This is a genomic window from Streptomyces sp. NPDC025618, from assembly GCF_055558795.1.
Genome location: NZ_JBVHLW010000032.1, coordinates 34,880 through 50,568 on the forward strand (window position 1 = coordinate 34,880; position 15,689 = coordinate 50,568).

The 15,689-nt window shown below is 70.2% G+C and carries 14 protein-coding genes and 1 tRNA gene; 11 read left to right on the forward strand and 4 right to left on the reverse strand.

The window, feature by feature from the left end; genetic code table 11:
• Positions 1-23 precede the first annotated feature (23 nt).
• From ACZ4A5_RS23885 to ACZ4A5_RS23915, 7 genes are all read left to right on the forward strand, one after another.
• Positions 24-2,363 (forward strand): xanthine dehydrogenase family protein molybdopterin-binding subunit, encoded by a 2,340-nt coding sequence (locus ACZ4A5_RS23885; protein ID WP_467587827.1) that lies wholly within the window; start codon positions 24-26, stop codon positions 2,361-2,363.
• Positions 2,364-2,459: 96 nt separating this feature from the next.
• Positions 2,460-2,903, forward strand: coding sequence for a hypothetical protein (locus ACZ4A5_RS23890; RefSeq protein WP_467587727.1), 444 nt, complete (start codon positions 2,460-2,462; stop codon positions 2,901-2,903).
• Positions 2,904-2,905: 2 nt separating this feature from the next.
• Positions 2,906-4,435 carry a WXG100 family type VII secretion target gene (locus tag ACZ4A5_RS23895; protein WP_467587729.1) on the forward strand — a complete coding sequence of 510 codons (1,530 nt, stop codon included), beginning with the start codon at positions 2,906-2,908 and terminating at the stop codon, positions 4,433-4,435.
• 106 nt (positions 4,436-4,541) lie between these two features.
• Positions 4,542-5,642 carry a type VII secretion-associated serine protease mycosin gene (gene mycP / locus ACZ4A5_RS23900; protein ID WP_467587731.1) on the forward strand — a complete coding sequence of 367 codons (1,101 nt, stop codon included), beginning with the start codon at positions 4,542-4,544 and terminating at the stop codon, positions 5,640-5,642.
• 48 nt (positions 5,643-5,690) lie between these two features.
• Positions 5,691-6,071, forward strand: coding sequence for a hypothetical protein (locus ACZ4A5_RS23905; RefSeq protein ID WP_467587733.1), 381 nt, complete (start codon positions 5,691-5,693; stop codon positions 6,069-6,071).
• A 6-nt stretch (positions 6,072-6,077) separates the two neighbouring features.
• Positions 6,078-7,889, forward strand: coding sequence for an alpha/beta hydrolase (locus tag ACZ4A5_RS23910; protein WP_467587735.1), 1,812 nt, complete (start codon positions 6,078-6,080; stop codon positions 7,887-7,889).
• On the forward strand, positions 7,882-8,460 hold the full coding sequence (locus ACZ4A5_RS23915; protein ID WP_467587738.1) for a hypothetical protein: 579 nt from the start codon (positions 7,882-7,884) through the stop codon (positions 8,458-8,460). Before ACZ4A5_RS23910 ends, ACZ4A5_RS23915 begins: the two co-directional genes overlap by 8 nt.
• Positions 8,461-8,508: 48 nt before the next feature.
• On the opposite strand, the gene ACZ4A5_RS23920 is transcribed toward ACZ4A5_RS23915, so the two are convergent.
• The 3 genes from ACZ4A5_RS23920 to ACZ4A5_RS23930 form a co-directional block, all read right to left on the reverse strand.
• Positions 8,509-8,850: a hypothetical protein gene (locus tag ACZ4A5_RS23920; protein ID WP_467587741.1), complete on the reverse strand. Its 342-nt coding sequence runs from the start codon at positions 8,848-8,850 to the stop codon at positions 8,509-8,511.
• Between the two features lie 322 nt (positions 8,851-9,172).
• Positions 9,173-9,244, reverse strand: a tRNA-Cys gene (locus ACZ4A5_RS23925).
• 77 nt (positions 9,245-9,321) lie between these two features.
• Entirely contained in the window at positions 9,322-10,194 is an 873-nt protein-coding gene (locus tag ACZ4A5_RS23930; RefSeq protein WP_467587744.1) for an alpha/beta fold hydrolase, read from the reverse strand.
• Between the two features lie 88 nt (positions 10,195-10,282).
• Between ACZ4A5_RS23930 and ACZ4A5_RS23935 the strand changes: the two genes are divergently transcribed.
• The 3 genes from ACZ4A5_RS23935 (at position 10,283) to ACZ4A5_RS23945 (ending at position 13,003) form a co-directional block, all read left to right on the forward strand.
• Positions 10,283-11,188, forward strand: coding sequence for a LysR family transcriptional regulator (locus tag ACZ4A5_RS23935; protein WP_467587747.1), 906 nt, complete (start codon positions 10,283-10,285; stop codon positions 11,186-11,188).
• A 166-nt stretch (positions 11,189-11,354) separates the two neighbouring features.
• Positions 11,355-11,909 (forward strand): cysteine dioxygenase family protein, encoded by a 555-nt coding sequence (locus ACZ4A5_RS23940; protein ID WP_467587750.1) that lies wholly within the window; start codon positions 11,355-11,357, stop codon positions 11,907-11,909.
• Positions 11,909-13,003 carry a YeiH family protein gene (locus ACZ4A5_RS23945; RefSeq protein ID WP_467587753.1) on the forward strand — a complete coding sequence of 365 codons (1,095 nt, stop codon included), beginning with the start codon at positions 11,909-11,911 and terminating at the stop codon, positions 13,001-13,003. The genes ACZ4A5_RS23940 and ACZ4A5_RS23945 overlap by 1 nt, the downstream gene beginning before the upstream one ends.
• A gap of 68 nt (positions 13,004-13,071) precedes the next feature.
• Here ACZ4A5_RS23945 and ACZ4A5_RS23950 read toward each other — a convergent pair whose 3' ends face one another.
• Positions 13,072-13,677, reverse strand: coding sequence for a hypothetical protein (locus ACZ4A5_RS23950; RefSeq protein ID WP_467587756.1), 606 nt, complete (start codon positions 13,675-13,677; stop codon positions 13,072-13,074).
• Positions 13,678-13,879: 202 nt separating this feature from the next.
• On the opposite strand from ACZ4A5_RS23950, the gene ACZ4A5_RS23955 reads away from it, so the two are divergent.
• The gene (locus ACZ4A5_RS23955; RefSeq protein ID WP_467587761.1) at positions 13,880-15,433 is read left to right on the forward strand and encodes an MFS transporter; all 1,554 of its coding nucleotides are present in this window, start codon (positions 13,880-13,882) and stop codon (positions 15,431-15,433) included.
• The last annotated feature ends 256 nt before the right edge of the window (positions 15,434-15,689 follow it).

A 15,689-nucleotide genomic window follows, 5' to 3' on the forward strand; every position in this document is an offset into this window, starting at 1 on the left:
CGGGAACGGGCGGCATGGGCCACATGGCGGGAACGGCCGGTACGGCTGAGGGCGCCGCCACCGCGACCTCCGTCGCGTCGTCCGCCCTGGCCGGCGGCCCCGACGGCCCGCCGCCGCACGGCCTCGGCGTCTCCCTGCCCGCCGCCGACGCGGACGCCAAGACCCAGGGCACCTATCCCTACGCCGCCGACCTGTGGGCCGAGGGCCTGCTGTGGGCCGCCGTCCTGCGCTCGCCGCACCCGCACGCCCGCATCCTCTCGATCGACACCGCCGAGGCCGCCCGCATGCCGGGCGTGCGCGCCGTCATCACCCACGCGGACGTCCCCGGCGACGGCGCCCACGGCCGCCGCGTCGCCGACCGCCCCGTCTTCGCCTCCGACATCGTGCGCCACCACGGCGAGCCGATCGCCGCCGTCGCCGCCGACCACCCGGACACCGCCCGGCTCGCCGCCGCCGCCATCGCCGTCGAGTACGAGCCGCTGGAGCCGGTCACCGACCCCGAGCAGGCGTTCTCCGCCGAACCGCTGCACCCCGACGGCAATCTGATCCGGCACATCCCGCTCCGCTTCGGCGACCCCGAGGCGACCGGCGAGGTCGTCGTCGAGGGCCTCTACCGCATCGGCCGCCAGGACCCCGCCCCCATCGGCGCCGAGGCCGGCCTCGCCGTGCCGCGCCCCGACGGCGGCGTCGAGATCTACACCGCCTCCACCGACCCGCACGCCGACCGCGACCTCGCCGCCGCCTGCTTCGGCCTGGAGCCCGAGCGGGTCAAGGTCGTCGTCACCGGCGTCCCCGGCGCCATGGGCGACCGCGAGGACCCGGGCATGCAACTGCCGCTCGGCCTGCTGGCCCTGCGCACCGGCCACCCCGTCAAGCTCGCGGCCACCCGCGAGGAGTCCTTCCTCAGCCACCCCCACCGCCACCCGACGCTGCTCCGCTACCGCCACCACGCGGACGCCGACGGCAAGCTGGTGAAGGTCGAGGCCCAGATCCTGCTGGACGCCGGCGCGTACGCCGACTCCTCCTCCGAGGCGCTGGCCGCCGCCGTCGCCTTCGCCTGCGGCCCGTACGTCGTCCCGCACGCCTTCGTCGAGGGCTGGGCCGTACGCACCAACAACCCCCCCTCCGGCCACGTCCGCGGCGAAGGCGCCATGCAGGTGTGTGCCGCCTACGAGGGCCAGATGGACAAGCTCGCCGCCCGCCTCGGCCTCGACCCCGCCGAGCTGCGCCTGCGCAACGTCATGGCCACCGGTGACCTGCTGCCCACCGGCCAGACGGTGACCTGCCCGGCCCCCGTGGCCGAACTCCTGCGCTCCGTACGCGACTTCCCGCTGCCCGCGCTCCCCGTGGACGACCCCGAGGAGCAGTGGCTGCTGCCCGGCGGCCCGGACGGCGCCGGCGAGCCGGGCGCGGTGCGCCGTGGCGTCGGCTACGGCCTCGGCATGGTCCACATGCTCGGCGCGGAGGGCACCGACGAGGTCTCCACCGCCACCGTCAAGGTCACCGGCTCCGTCGCCACCGTCATCTGCGCCGCCGTCGAGACCGGCCAAGGCTTCGCCACCCTCGCCCGCCAGATCGTCCAGGAGATCCTCGGTCTCGACGAGGTCCACGTCGCCCCCGTCGACACCGACCAGCCCCCCTCCGGCCCCGGCGCGCACAGCCGCCACACCTGGGTCTCCGGCGGCGCGGTCGAGCGGGCCGCCCGGATGGTGCGCACCCAGCTCCTCCAGCCGCTGGCCCACCAGTTCGGCATGTCCACCGAGCTGCTGACCATCGCCGACGGCAAGATCACCTCGTACGACGGGGTGCTCAGCACCACGGTCGCCGAGGCCCTCGACGGCAAGGAGCTGTGGGCCACCGCCCAGTGCCGCCCCCACCCCACCGAGCCCCTGGACGACACCGGTCAGGGCGACGCCTTCGTCGGCATCGCCTTCTGCGCCGTACGCGCCGTCGTCGACGTCGACATCGAACTCGGCTCCGTGCGCGTGGTGGAGATGGCCGTCGCGCAGGACGTCGGCCGCGTGCTCAACCCCCGGCAGGCCCGTGCCCGCATCGAGGCGGGCATCACCCAGGGCGTCGGCGCGGCCCTCACCGAGAACCTCCGCACCACCGGCGGCCTCGTCCGCCGCCCCGACCTCACGGGTTACTCCCTGCCGACATCGCTGGACACCCCCGACATCCGCATCGTCAAGCTCGTCGAGGAACGCGACGTCGTCGCCCCCTTCGGCGCCAAGGCGATCAGCGCGGTGCCCGTCGTCACCTCCCCCGCGGCCGTGGCCGCCGCCGTGCGCGCGGCGACCGGACGCCCCGTCAACCGCCTCCCGATCCGCCCGCAGGCGGCGGTGGGTGCGGGAGCGGTCTGAGTAGGCGTACTCATGCGGGTGTCACTGCCCGACAGTAATGTGTAGCCGGAAGTTACATGTGCCGTCGGGTGGTGGGGAGAGAGCAGTGAGGCGCGCGTGAGCCAGGATCCGTCGGGCGGCCTCGCCGCCGAGCTGTCCTCCCTCAGGACGTTCAAGGGGCGCGTGGACGAACTCCTCACCACCTTGGGCGACTCCGAGGCCGCGCCGGAGCGCGTCGCCGATGTCCGGCTGACCGGCGCCCACTTGGGCACCGGCTTCAACGCCGCCCACGCGCTCTACGGTGCCTACCACGACGTCCACCAGCAGCTGGAGTCGCTCGCCAAGCTGCTCTCCGACCAGATCGAGTTCCTGAGCATGGCCGTGCACGGCGCGGGCACGGCGTACGCCGACACCGACGAGGACCAGCGCGCCCGCATGTGGGAGATCCAGAACCGGGTCAAGCAGCAGTACGACCCGGCCCGGGATCCGTACGCGGCGCACCCCGCCGCGCCCCCCGCGGCGCCCCCCACGACTTCCTCCGGCGGCAAGGGGAGGTTCTGACCGTGACCGAGCCCGGCCTACCCCTCAACTCACCCCTGATCAAGCCCTCCCCGGCCAACTCGCCCCTGGCCAACCCCGCGGACCCGCGCCGCCAGTTCCCCTCGCCCTTCGCCACGTACGACTTCACCTCGATCCCGCACGAGCAGCTCCTCGCGATGATCGAGCCCGCGGACGCCGGAAAGGTCACCGCCCTCGCCGACAAGCTGAAGTCCGTCTCCACCGCCATCAACAAACTCGGCGAGGACCTCAAGGGCTACCTCGACCGCGTCGCCTGGGAGGGCGAGGGCGGCCAGTCCTTCCGCGACTGGGGCTCCCGCATGTCCAACGCGACGCTCCGCCTGGGCCATTACGCGGAGAACGCCGGCACGTGGATGGACCACGCCGCGGCGACGCTCGCTCAGGTGCACAGCCAGATGCCGAAGTATTCGGCGGCGTCGAAGGCGACGGTGGACGCCTACCTCAAGGCGCAGCCGCCGAACGCGCGATACATCCAGAAGCCGCTCTTCGACGCTCCGGCCGTCGGCGCGGGTCCTTCCCAGAACCAGGCGTACGAGGCGCAGCAGCGGTTGCATGACGACCATATGCGCGCGGCTGAGCTGATGAAGAAATTGGCGGAGTCCTATAACGCGTCGGGGGTGCAGTTGCTTAGGGCGGAGCGGCCTAATTTTCCGCCGGCGCAGGATTGGATGATGCCGAAGCAGACGGCGCCCGTGCGCGAATTCGAGCGACTTGGGCTCGCCGGCTCGGGAGGTGCCCAGGACCAGGCGGGAGAGCGGGCTGCGGGCGGCCTGTCGATGTCTCCTGCTACGTCGGCTTCCCGGGGGCTCGGTGACGGTGCCGTGCCGCTGCAGCCGAGTGCCCTTGGGGTCGGGCGGGTGGTCCCGCGTCTTCCTGACCATCCTGTCAGGACCGAGATCGACGGCACGCTGCCGTCGCCGACGATTCCGACAGCGCCGTCCAGAGGTGTGCCGGGCAGCTCGCCCAGCGGTGGGTCGGCAGATGGCGTGGTTCCGCCTCCCCACCTTCTTGCGCCGCCGCTGCCGCACCCTGAACCACGCCCCGTCGTGCCGCAGATCGGCACTCGCTTCCCTGCGCCTCGTCCGGCAACGCCCAGCGGGCCGGGAGCACTGGGCACGCGACCCGTTCCACCCGCGCCGCGTGCCTCCGATCCCGGTGTTGTCGGTGGCCGCCCGCTGCCTGCTCCTTCGGGGCGTCCTGTGGAGCCGACCCCGCGCGCCACGGTCATCGGGACCGAACCCGGTCGGGGTATGGGCCGCCCGACGGGGTCCTACGGTCCTGGTGCTGTCGGGAGTATCGGCCGTACGAGCCCTGGGGCATCCGCAAGCGGGGCCTTCACGCAAGGTGGAACCGGTCTGCCCCGTGGTGGTGCTTCCGGCATGGCTCCCATGCACGGGGCGCCCGGCGCGGCTCCTCAACGGCGGCGTGGAAGCCAGCGTCCCGACTATCTCGTCGAGGACGAGGAGACCTGGCGTCGGGGAGAGCGCCGTGTGGTTCCGCCAGTCATCGAGTGACCTCAGTTTCAAGGGGAATTGCATGTGGGTCATGGAGAGCCGAAGGCGCACCATGCGGCGAGCGGCGAGTTGGGCACTCGGCTGCCTGCTCGTAGGTGTGGCGGCTGTGCCCGCCCAGGCCGAGTCCGTTCGTGCGCAGCAGTGGCATCTCGACGCCATGCACGCTGACGAGATGTGGAAAGTGAGCACCGGCAAGGGTGTCACTGTCGCGCTGATCGACACCGGCGTGGACGACTCACTGCCTGATCTCCAGGGGCAGGTGCTCGACGGCAAGGACTTCTCGAACCAGGCGGGAGGGGCCCATACCGATGCGTTCAACCATGGCACTCAAATGGCTGCCTTGATTGCAGGAACGGGCAAGCGACCGGGGGGAAACGGAGTCTTCGGGCTTGCCCCCGGAGTCAAAATCCTGCCGTTGCGGATCGCCGATGGATCCGAGGCCAAGAATGAGGCTGAGGCCAGCCAGAACTACACGGCGACTTTGAGTGCGGCTATCCGGTATGCAGCCGACAGTGAAGCAAAGATCCTCAGCATCTCCATGGCCGGTGCAGCGGACGGAGCGCAGGTCGGGGAAGCTGTGCAGTACGCATCGCGTAAAGGAAAGCTGATCTTTGCTGGTGTGGGCAACAACGGCGCCAAGGGCAACGAGGTGTTCTACCCTGCGGCAGCTCCAGGTGTCATCGGCATGGCAGCCGTCGACCGGAACGGCCAAGTGACCAAGGAATCCGAGCATGGCCCCCAGGTCGACCTTGCGGCTCCCGGCGATGAAATCGTCACGGCATGCGTAGGTGGCACCCAGCTCTGCAAGGGGCACGGCACCAGCGACGCCACCGCCCTGGCCTCCGCCTCCGCAGCCCTCATCTGGTCCGTCCACCCCACCTGGACCGCCAACCAGATCACCCGCGTCCTCATCAACACCGCCGGTGGTCCCGAAAGCGGCGAGAAGCGCACGGACTTGATCGGCTACGGCACCGTCCGCCCCCGCATCGCCCTCAAGGACCCGGGCGACCCCGGACCGGCCGACGTGAATCCGCTCGACGGGCCGGAATCCAAGTCCGCGGCGGGAGAAGCGCAGAAGCCGGCGGCCGCCTCCAAGGATGACGACGGCCCGAACACCACGTGGATCGCCTGGGGAATCGGCGCAGCCATCCTGCTGGGCGCGGCTGTCACGGCCCCGATCCTGATCGCCCGCCGCCGCGGGATCTGAATAAACTCTTCGCCTTCGACTGTCCGTCCCACGGGGGGAGCCCTCACGATGTCCGATGCCCGAATACGCCTGGCCTCCGCCGGAGGCGACACCGGCACGCACAAGGCGAGCCAGAAGCCTTGGACCACCGCGGCGGGTGTCGCGGGCGAACTGCACGAGGACATGAAGTCCGCTCTGACGGATCTCGAGCACGCCCACGACGGAATCAAGTCGGGAACGGCGGGCTTCGTGAGTGCGGGGGCATTGGCCGGAATACTCGGCGGCTGGGGCGACCGGCTCGGGGCCGTACGCGATGCGTGCCATCGACTCGATGGCGACTTGAAAACGGCGGGGCGGCTGCTCGGCGAGAACGACGTCAAGGTGCAGGAGACGTTCGACGCTACCAAGTCGAAGATCGACGCCTACAGTCAGCCGAAGCAGGGGCGCTGATCCCCGATGGTCACGATCGATGAACTGGCCAAGCTGGACAGATCGAAGTTCACCAAGGCCGCGGAGGCGTGGTCCAAAGTGAGCAACCGGGCCAGCGTGGCGAAGGGCCGGGCGGAAAGCGAGATGCTGGCCACGTTGGACAGTACGCAGAAGGGCGATGCCGCGAGGAAGGCGCTCGAATGCCTCGTCCAGCTGAACAAGAACTACCAGTACATCCACGCCGAGTGCGGCCTCATACGGACTGCCCTGACCGGCCTCGCCGAAGAGCTGGAAGGCCCGCAGAACAAGCTGAAGCAGGCCCTCAAGGATGCCGAGGGGCTCAAGTTCACGGTCAACGCGGACGGCTCGGTCAAATACCCGGCGTCGGAGGCGACGAAGGTCCCGTTCGTCCAGCAGCCGGCGCGCGCTGGGAACGTGCCGTTGATCGGCAAGCCGGATCCCAACCAGGCGAAGGCGCAGGAGATAGCAGACCGCATCGCAACGGCGCTTCGGGATGCGACGGAGATAGACGAGCGCTACGCCAAGGCACTCCGGAAGCTCAACACGAACGGCAAGCTCGACCAGACCGACTGGGCCGATGTCGCCCGGGACATGAAGGACGTCCGTGCGGCGGCGGGCAAGCACTTCTCGGAGGACATGATCCCCAAGGGGAAGTCACCGAAGGAGAACGCCGAGTGGTGGGCGAAGCGCACGCAGGCGGAGAAGGACGAGGCCGTAGCTCTCTTTCCTGCCAGCATCGGCGCTCTTGACGGCCTGCCTGCTGTTGTTCGAGACGATGCCAACCGAATCGTGTTGGATGAAACACGCGCAGACATCGATCGGCAGCTCAAGGAGCTCGCAGAGAACGAGCCGAAGAAGCGGGAACAGAAGTTCAACAACATTACTGGTCTACCCATTCAGGGTGAAGAGCAGACGACCTATTCATGGAAGGAATGGGATAAGAAGAGGAAGGCGCTTGAGGGGAAGTTGGACGGCATCAAGCAGATCGAGAAGAGATTCGATGCCACAGGGAAAGACGGACTTCCGAAGGCTTACCTCCTCGGTTTTAATATCGAGGGGAAAGGCCGTGCAATAATCGCGAATGGAAACCCGGATACGGCTGAGCATACTGCGGTTTACGTGCCGGGGACGACATCTCGGCTGAATAATTCTCAAGGCGATATCAACAAGATGACCACGTTGTGGAGGAGGGGCAACGCCATGCCGGGGAATCCGTCCGTGTCAACCATCACTTGGATCGGGTACGATGCTCCGCAGAGCGCGTTGCCGACTCAAAACGGTGACCTCGTGCCCGAGGCTGTCTTTACATCATATGCCGATAAGGCGGCTCCGGCTCTGGGTAAATTTCTTGACGGTACCAGAGTCGCTCAAGGCGGGCCGCACGCGAGCCATCTCACTGTAATAGGTCACAGTTATGGCACCACCGTAGTCGGCGATACTTCTAAAAAGGTAGGTCTTGGGGCGGACGACATCATATCGGTGGCGAGTCCGGGTATGTTGGTGGGCTACGCCGACGAACTCGACGCGCCGAAAGGTCACGTTTGGTCGGAGGCTGCCTCGACAGCCAGGGATCAGGTTCCGTTGGGCGGATATCTCGTGGGCCTCGGAGGTGACAGCAAGGCAACGCCGTGGCTTTCGACGCTTCCCTTCGGTGCTGTGCTCAGCCAAAACGTTCCTTCCGACAGAGATTTCGGTGCCAATATCATGCGGACGGACTCCGACGGACATGGTGGCTACTGGAAGGGTGTCGACTCGATCAGCGTGCACAACCAGGCAGCTGTGGTAACCGGAAATTACGGTTCGGTGAAGCGTGATTAATGCCAAGGGGATGGGGGTGGGGAATTGTCGGAGGCTGGCTGTCCTGCTGGCAATGGGAATCGGGATTTCGGGGTGTAGCGGTATGGGGAAGTCTGATGGTGTTGATTACACTCCTCAGGCTCGAGAGATTGAAACCGTGCGGAACGAAGCGAAAGATCTCTCCAGTCAAATTCTTGATGCTATCGGCTTGAAGGGGCGGGTGACGGGCCAAGGGCCAGGAGTTTCGCGATGTGAAGACGATCCCAAGCACCTCTACAAAATTCATCACCCGTGGTCTCTTTGGGGCGTTCCAGAAAAAGATATGGAGCGATCCATGGAGCAGCTCAAGGAGGAGTTGCCCAAGAGGGGGTGGAAGGTGGTGAGTTACGGGCACGACAAGAGTCTGGCCAAGAATCTTGAGCTGACCGCCGATTCGAGCAAATATAAGTTTTCGGTTGATGTCACATTCATGGACAAGAGGAGGTCGGCTGCTTACGATGCTCCAACTGCGGGCAAGGAGTCCGGCATCATGGTCGACCTTGTGTCCGCGTGCTTCCGGGTTCCGGAGGGAAAGACTGTGGACGAATACTGATCCGGGTGTCCCTGCGTGCACCTCGGAGTATCCGCCACCCCGCTCACCTCACATGGAGATCCCCCTCACCACACCCCAAGCCGCCATGAGCAGCAACATCGCTCCCATCCAAGCGATCAGCCCTGCTCCCCGGCGCGAGCAAATCCCCCACGTGCCGAGGATGGCGGCGGTCGGGGCGGTGAGCATGGGGATGGCGACGACGGCCTGCTGGACGGCCAGGGAGCAGATGGGCTGGGTATCGCCCTCGTTGCAGCCGTCGCTCGCCATGACCGTGATGGGGAGCACGCAGAAGGTGAACGCCGCGAACAGCCAGAGGACAGCCCCTCCGAGGAACTTGGTGGCTGCGCTCGTCGGCTGCGGCGGCGGCTCCATCTCAGGCATCGACATCATGCCCCCGACGCTAAGCGCGCCCCCAACCCCGCACATCCGTACGCCTACCTGAGTATCCCCACAACCCCCCCACCCCGCCCACTCCATGGCAATCTGGACCCCATGGACGAACAGTCATGGCGCCCCCACGCCCTGCCCGGCGAGCCGTATCACACCACCGATACCTGTAGCGGGTGCGGATCGGTCGTCCAGGGGATTCACGGGCGGTGGACGTGTCCCAACTGCGGGGCGTGCAGTCCTTATCAGGAGCCGCCCGAGGGGTGGGCCACGGAGATCACGGCGGCGGAGCTGGTCACCAATACCGTGGGGTACGACGACGTAGAGGCCGTGGCGGGAATCGAACCCGCGTAACTCGCTTTGCAGGCGAGCCCCTCAACCACTCGGGCACACGGCCGTGTTGTTCCGGCTCTTCGAGCGTAAGCAGGGCGGGGGAGGGGGAGCAATGGGCGCCGGGCGGATGACACATCGTGTTCATGCTGGGCGTGGTGAGAGGAATTCCTCCACGAGGGGGCGGAACAGCTCCGGTTCGTCCACCCAGGGGTAGTGGCCGACCTCGTGCAGAGGGCGCAGCGCCGCCGAGGGGAAAGAGGAGGCGACGAGTTCGCCCGCGCGCATGCCTGTGATCGCGTCGCGGTCACCGGTGATGACCAGCACCGGGCAGCGCACGTCGCCCAGGCCGTGGAGCAGGGCGAGGCGGGCAGGTTCGTCGACGCCCTGCCAGAAGCCGGCGCGGGGGACCGGGTTCAGCTGGTCTCCTTCCGTGGCGGCGTGCGCGCGCTGGGGGGCGTCCCAGCGGCCGTAGCCCATGGGGGCCGCGCGCCGCAGCAGGTCACGGACCTCGCCCAGGTCGCTGGTCGTGGGGAGCGTGTGCACGGCGACGTACGCGTCCGTCCACCAGTCCTCCGTGGCGCGGGCCTCGAAGATCTGCTCGGCGTCGTCGGGCAGCTCGCCCTGGAGGCGCGAGCCGGGGGTGACGAGGACCAGGCGGCTGAGCCGGTCGGCGTGGGCCGCCGCGTACGCCTGGGCCGTCGCGCACCCGGCGTCGTGGGCGAGGAGGGCGAAGCGCTCCAGGCCGAGGTGGCGGCGGAGCGCCTCCAGGTCCTCCGCGAGGGCGGGGAAGGCGTAGCCGCCCGGGTCGGGGGAGGGCGGCGAGGCGCCCGTGCCACGGCTGTCGGGGATCACGAGGGTATGGCGCGCGTCGAGCCCGCCGAGGTCACCGAGATAGGCGGCGTCCCGGCCCGGCCCGCCGGCGAGGCAGACGACGGTCTCGCCGCCACCGCCGTCCCGGGCCTGAAGGACGCGGTATGCCAGCTCAGTCGAGTCGTACGAGGTGTAGTGCCGCACGTGTCCACCTTGCCCCAATAGTCCGTCGATCCAGAAGTGACTCCCCGCTCACTCCCCTGCTCCCCCAAATTCCGCTTATGATTCCGGTGTGTTCGACACCCGGCACATCAGAACGTTCCACGCGGTGGTCACGGCCGGGTCGTACTCCGCGGCCGCTCGCGCGCTCGGCTACACCCAGCCCGCGATCACGCAGCAGATCAAGGCACTGGAGCGCGCGGTGGGCAGCCCGCTCTTCGTGCGCGCGGGCCGCAGGATGCGGCTGACCGAGGCCGGTGAGGCGCTCACCCGGCACGCGGAGACGATCCTCGACAGCCTGACGGCCGCGCAGCAGCAGATGAGCTCGCTGACCCGGCTGCGCGCCGGGCGGGTGCGGGTCTGCGCGTTCCCCAGCGCGAGCGCCACCCTGATACCGGAGGCGCTGGCCCGGCTCGCCGCCGACCATCCGGGCGTGCGGGTCGAGCTGCTGGAGGGGGAGCCGCCGGAGTCGATCCGCCGCCTCGTGCGCGGCGAGTGCGACATCACGCTCGCCTTCACCTATCCCGGCCTCCACGAGCAGGTGCCGGAGGAGGTGGTGGAGCTGCGGCTGATGGAGGATCAGCTGACGGTGCTGATGCCCACCGGGCACCCGCTCGCCCGCCGCCGCGCCGTCAAGCTCGCGGACCTGGCGGAGGAGCGCTGGATCGCCGGCTGCCTGCGCTGCCGCACCAACTTCCTGCACGAGTGCGCCGAGCTGGGCTTCGCCCCCGACATCGCCTTCACCACCGACGACAACCTCGTGGTGCAGTCGCTGGTCGCCGAGGGGCTGGGCGTCGCCATGATGCCGGGGCTGGTGCTGTCCTTCCTCCGCCACGACAAGATCACCGGCCGGGCGCTGGACCCGGCCTCGCGCCGCCAGGTCTCGGCGTACGTGCTCCGCGAGCACCTGCGCGTCCCGGCCACGGCGCTCGTGCTGGACGAGCTGAAGGCGGTCGCGGCACGCAGGATCGGCTGCTGATCCCGGCGGGCCGCCTCAAGCGATGCGGCGGGACGTTTCACGCGATGTGGCGGGGGCGGCTCGCGCGACGCGGCGGGGACGTTTCAAGCGAGGTATAAGCGGGAGTGAGGCTCCCGTCAACAAACTGTCGTTGGACCGATGGATCACGCCGTCCGACGCTGCACGTATGACCACATCCACCGCAGCCCCGACGACCGCGCGCATCGACCAGCTCGTCGACGACGTACGCGAGGCCGTAGGCCGCGGCCTGCCGCCCGACACGACGGCATATCTCGTCGGCGAGCGGCTCGCGGCCCACCTCGGCTCTCCCGACCTGCTCACCCCGGAGCAGCGCGAGGGCGACCCCGAACGCTACCGGCAGCACCTCCTGCACGCCGAGCACGACGGCAGCTTCTCGATCGTCGCGCTCGTCTGGCTGCCCGGCCAGGAGACGTGCGTGCACGACCATGTGTCCTGGTGCGTCACGGGAGTTCACGAGGGGACGGAGAGCGAGCGCCGCTACCGCCTCGTCCCCGACGGCACCACCGCCCGCCTCGTCGCGACCGAGGACGTGGTCAACGCCCAGGGCGACGTCTGCGGCTTCGCGCCGCCGGGCGACATCCACCGGGTGCGCAACGCCTGTTCGTCCACCGCCATCTCGATCCACGTCTACGGTGCCGACGTCTCCCGCCTGGGCAGCAGCGTCCGCCGCGTCTACGACCTGCCGGCCGACGAACTCTGATGGCCCTGGACTCTCCCCGTACGAAGGCGGGCACGCGACCGGGTGGTCCGCCCGCCACCCCGCCGAGGAGCAAGCTCCCGGGCGCGGACAGGCTCCCGGGCAAGGACAAGCTGCCCGGGCTGGCCATGGCCGCCGCCGGTGTCGCGGTGGCCTGGGCCGTCCACCGGCTCGTACCCGCGGTTCCCATGCTCACCGCGGCCGTCGTGCTCGGCATCGCCGCCGCGCACCTCCCCGGCGTACGGGCCCGGGTGCGCGGCGCGGCCCGGCCGGGGCTGACGCTGGCGGGCAAGCGGCTGATGCGCGTCGGCGTCGTGCTGCTCGGCCTCAAGCTGAGCGTCGGCGACGTGCTCGGGCTCGGCTGGGCCACCGTCGCGATGGTGGTCGCCGTCGTGGCGGCCACGTTCTTCGGGACGCTGTGGCTCGGGCGGCGGCTGGGGCTGCGCGGCGACCAGCCGCTGCTGATCGCCACCGGCTATTCCATCTGCGGCGCCTCCGCGATCGGCGCCGTCAGCGAGGTGTCGGGCAGCGACGAGGAGGACGTGGCGACCTCCGTCGCGCTGGTGACCCTGTGCGGCACGCTCGCCATCGCCGTGCTCCCGCTGCTCCACCACCCGCTCGGCCTGGACGACGCGCAGTTCGGGCGCTGGGTCGGCGCGGGGGTGCACGACGTCGGGCAGGTCGTGGCCACCGCGCAGACCGCGGGGCCCGAGGCGCTCACCGACGCCGTCCTCGTCAAGCTGATGCGGGTGGCCCTGCTCGCGCCGCTGGTCGCGGCGGTGGCCGTGGCCATGCGGCGCCGCCGGGCGCACGACCCGCGGGCGGGCACCGGCAAGCGGCCCGCGCTGGTGCCCCTCTTCGTCCTCGGCTTCCTGGCCATGGTCGGCGTGCGCACCACCGGCCTGCTGCCGGGCGGGGCGCTCGACCTCGCGCAGCACGCGCAGGAACTGCTGCTCGCCGCCGCCCTGTTCGGCCTCGGCAGCGCGGTGCACCTGCCCACGCTGGTGCGCACCGGCGGCCGGGTCGCGGCGCTGGGCCTGTGCTCGTGGGTGGTGATCGCGGGGGCGGCGTACGGGGGAGTGCTGCTCACCACGTAGGAACCGTTCGCGGGAAGGCGGGGCCCGGCGATACAGCCGGGCCCCGCCTCGTGCGTTTCGGAGGTGACCTATGAGCCGTAGAGCTCGGTCATCTCGGTGATCTTGTCGTCCGGGCCCACCGCGACGTCGTAGTAGTTCTGCCCGGCGCAGTATTCGTCGCTCTTCTGCTTCGACTGCCCGCTGTCGTACTGCTTGTGGCCGGGGTCCGCGCACTCCTTGACGTGGCCGATCCCGGAGAGCGTCGTGCCGGAGTTGGTCGCCGGGCGGGCCTCGGGGCCGTTCTTGCCGATGACGGTCACCTTGCCCTGCGGGTCGAAGGAGTAGGTCTTCGCCGGGCCCTCGGCGCGGTAGAAGGCGCCCTCGTCCATCTCGGTGTTGCAGGACACCTTGGCGTCCTGCGCGATGACATTGGCCATCGCGCCCTCGACGTGGTCGACCCGGATGAGCTTGTGGCCCTTGGGCAGCGGTCCGCAGGGGTCCTTGGACTTGCCGCCGCCCGCCGGCTTGGCGGAAGCGCTTCCCGCCGGGGAGGCGGACGAGGACGGAGCGGAGGACGCCTTGCCCCCGTCGTCCGGCCCGCAGGCGGTCAGGGTGAGCGCGCCGGAGACGAGCAGCGCGGCGGCGAGTACGTGCCGAATGGAAATGGTGTTCCCCCATGTGCTGCGCCCGGCCACCGTGGCCGGGCGTGAAGATGCGGTCCGCCCGCCGGGCGCGCGGCGCCACGGCGGTGACCTGGCCGGATTCTATCTGCATGTACATGACGAGACTGCGCGCTTCCCGCCATGGTCGTCCGGCGTCCAAACTAGGACCGAAGGACGAGAGGATCTGGTTCCCGCGACAGGTGTCATTTCCTGTTTCACTTCTTACGCTGAGGAAATGACCGCAGCCGAACCCGCCGATGCCCTGACCGCGGCCGAATCCATACCCACCGGACCCCTCTCCGCCGAAGCCGCCGAAGCCGCCGAAGCTTCCCGAGCCACCGAGGTCGCTGAAGCCCCCCGAGCCACCGAAGCCCTCCGGGCCCCCGAAGTCACCGGCCCCGCACCGGACCCGGCCCAGGGCGTCCTCGGGCGCTCCTACCGGGCGCTGACCTTCGGCATCATCTCCGTCGTCTCCCTCATCGCCTTCGAGGCGAGCGCGGTCAACACCGCGATGCCCGTCGCGGCGCGGGCCCTCGACGGCGTCGGGCTCTACGCCTTCTCCTTCTCCGCGTTCTTCACCGCGAGCCTGTTCGCGATGACGCTGTCGGGGGAGTGGTGCGACCGCGCGGGCCCGCTGGCACCCCTCTTCACGGGGATCGCGGCCTTCGGCACCGGGCTCGTCGTCGCGGGCTCGGCGCAGCGGATGTGGATGTTCGTGGCGGGCCGCGGCATCCAGGGCATCGGCGGCGGCCTGGTCCTCGTCGCGCTCTACGTCGTGGTGGGCCGCGCCTACCCCGAGCGGCTGCGGCCCTCGATCGTCGCCGCGTTCTCCGCCGCCTGGGTCGTGCCCGTGATCGTCGGCCCGCTGGTGGCGGGCACGGTGACCGAACACATCGGCTGGCGCTGGGTGTTCCTCTCCATCCCCGTGCTGATCCTGCTGCCGCTCGCCGTGATGCTGCCCGCCCTGCGGGCGCTCCCCGCCGCCGAGCGCGCCGCGGCCATGGACCGCCGCCGCATCCTGCTGGCCCTCGCCGTCGCGGCGGGCGCGGGCCTCCTCCAGTACGCCGGGCAGGACCTGCGCTGGGTGGCGCTCGTCCCCGCCGCCGCCGGGCTCGGCATGCTCGCCCCCGCCGTCCTGCGGCTGCTGCCGCGCGGCACCCTCCGCGCGGCCCGCGGGCTGCCGTCCGTCGTCCTGCTGCGCGGCATCGCCGCGGGCGCCTTCCTCGGCACGGAGAGCTTCATCCCGCTGATGCTGGTGACCGAGCGCGGCATGTCCGCCACCACGGCCGGGCTCTCCCTCACCGGCGGCGGCCTGACCTGGGCCCTCGGCTCGTACACCCAGAGCCGCCCGCGCCTGGAAGCCCACCGCGAGCGCCTGATGACGCTCGGCATGCTGCTCGTCGCCGCCGCCGTCGCGCTGGCGTCGACCGCGCTGATCGACGGCGTGCCCGCGTGGATCGTCGCCGCCTCGTGGATCGTCGGCGGCTACGGCATGGGCCTGACGATCTCCGGCGGCAGCGTGCTGCTGCTCAAGCTCTCCCGGCCCGGCGAGGAGGGGGCCGACGCGGCCTCCCTCCAGATCTCCGACGCCCTCGGCAACATCACCCTCGTCGGCGTCGGCGGCGTCCTCTTCGCCGCCCTGGGCGGCGGCGCCGGCGGTGACACGGCCGCGCCGCACGCCGCCTTCGTCGTGGTCTTCCTCACCATGGCGGCGGCCGCGCTCGTCGGCGCGTACGTGACGACGCGGCTGCGGCCCCGGACCCAGGCGCTCGGCGGGAAGCGGCCGTGAGGTGCCGCCGTTCCCCCGCGGCGCCGCCGTGGCCGGTCGCGCCCCACGCGGGGACCGCTCAGAGGCACAGGCCCTCCGGGGCGCCGCCGGGCCGCGGCGGACCCCACCTGGCCCGCCCGGCCGTCCGGTCCCACGTGACCTGGGGGTTCGCTCCCACGGCCCCGTCCGTCGCCCGGCGGGCGGATTGTGAGCTCGGTCCCACCGCCGGGTGAGGGCGGGCCGTCCCTCCCGGGTTCCGCCGCGGACGCGGGTAGGC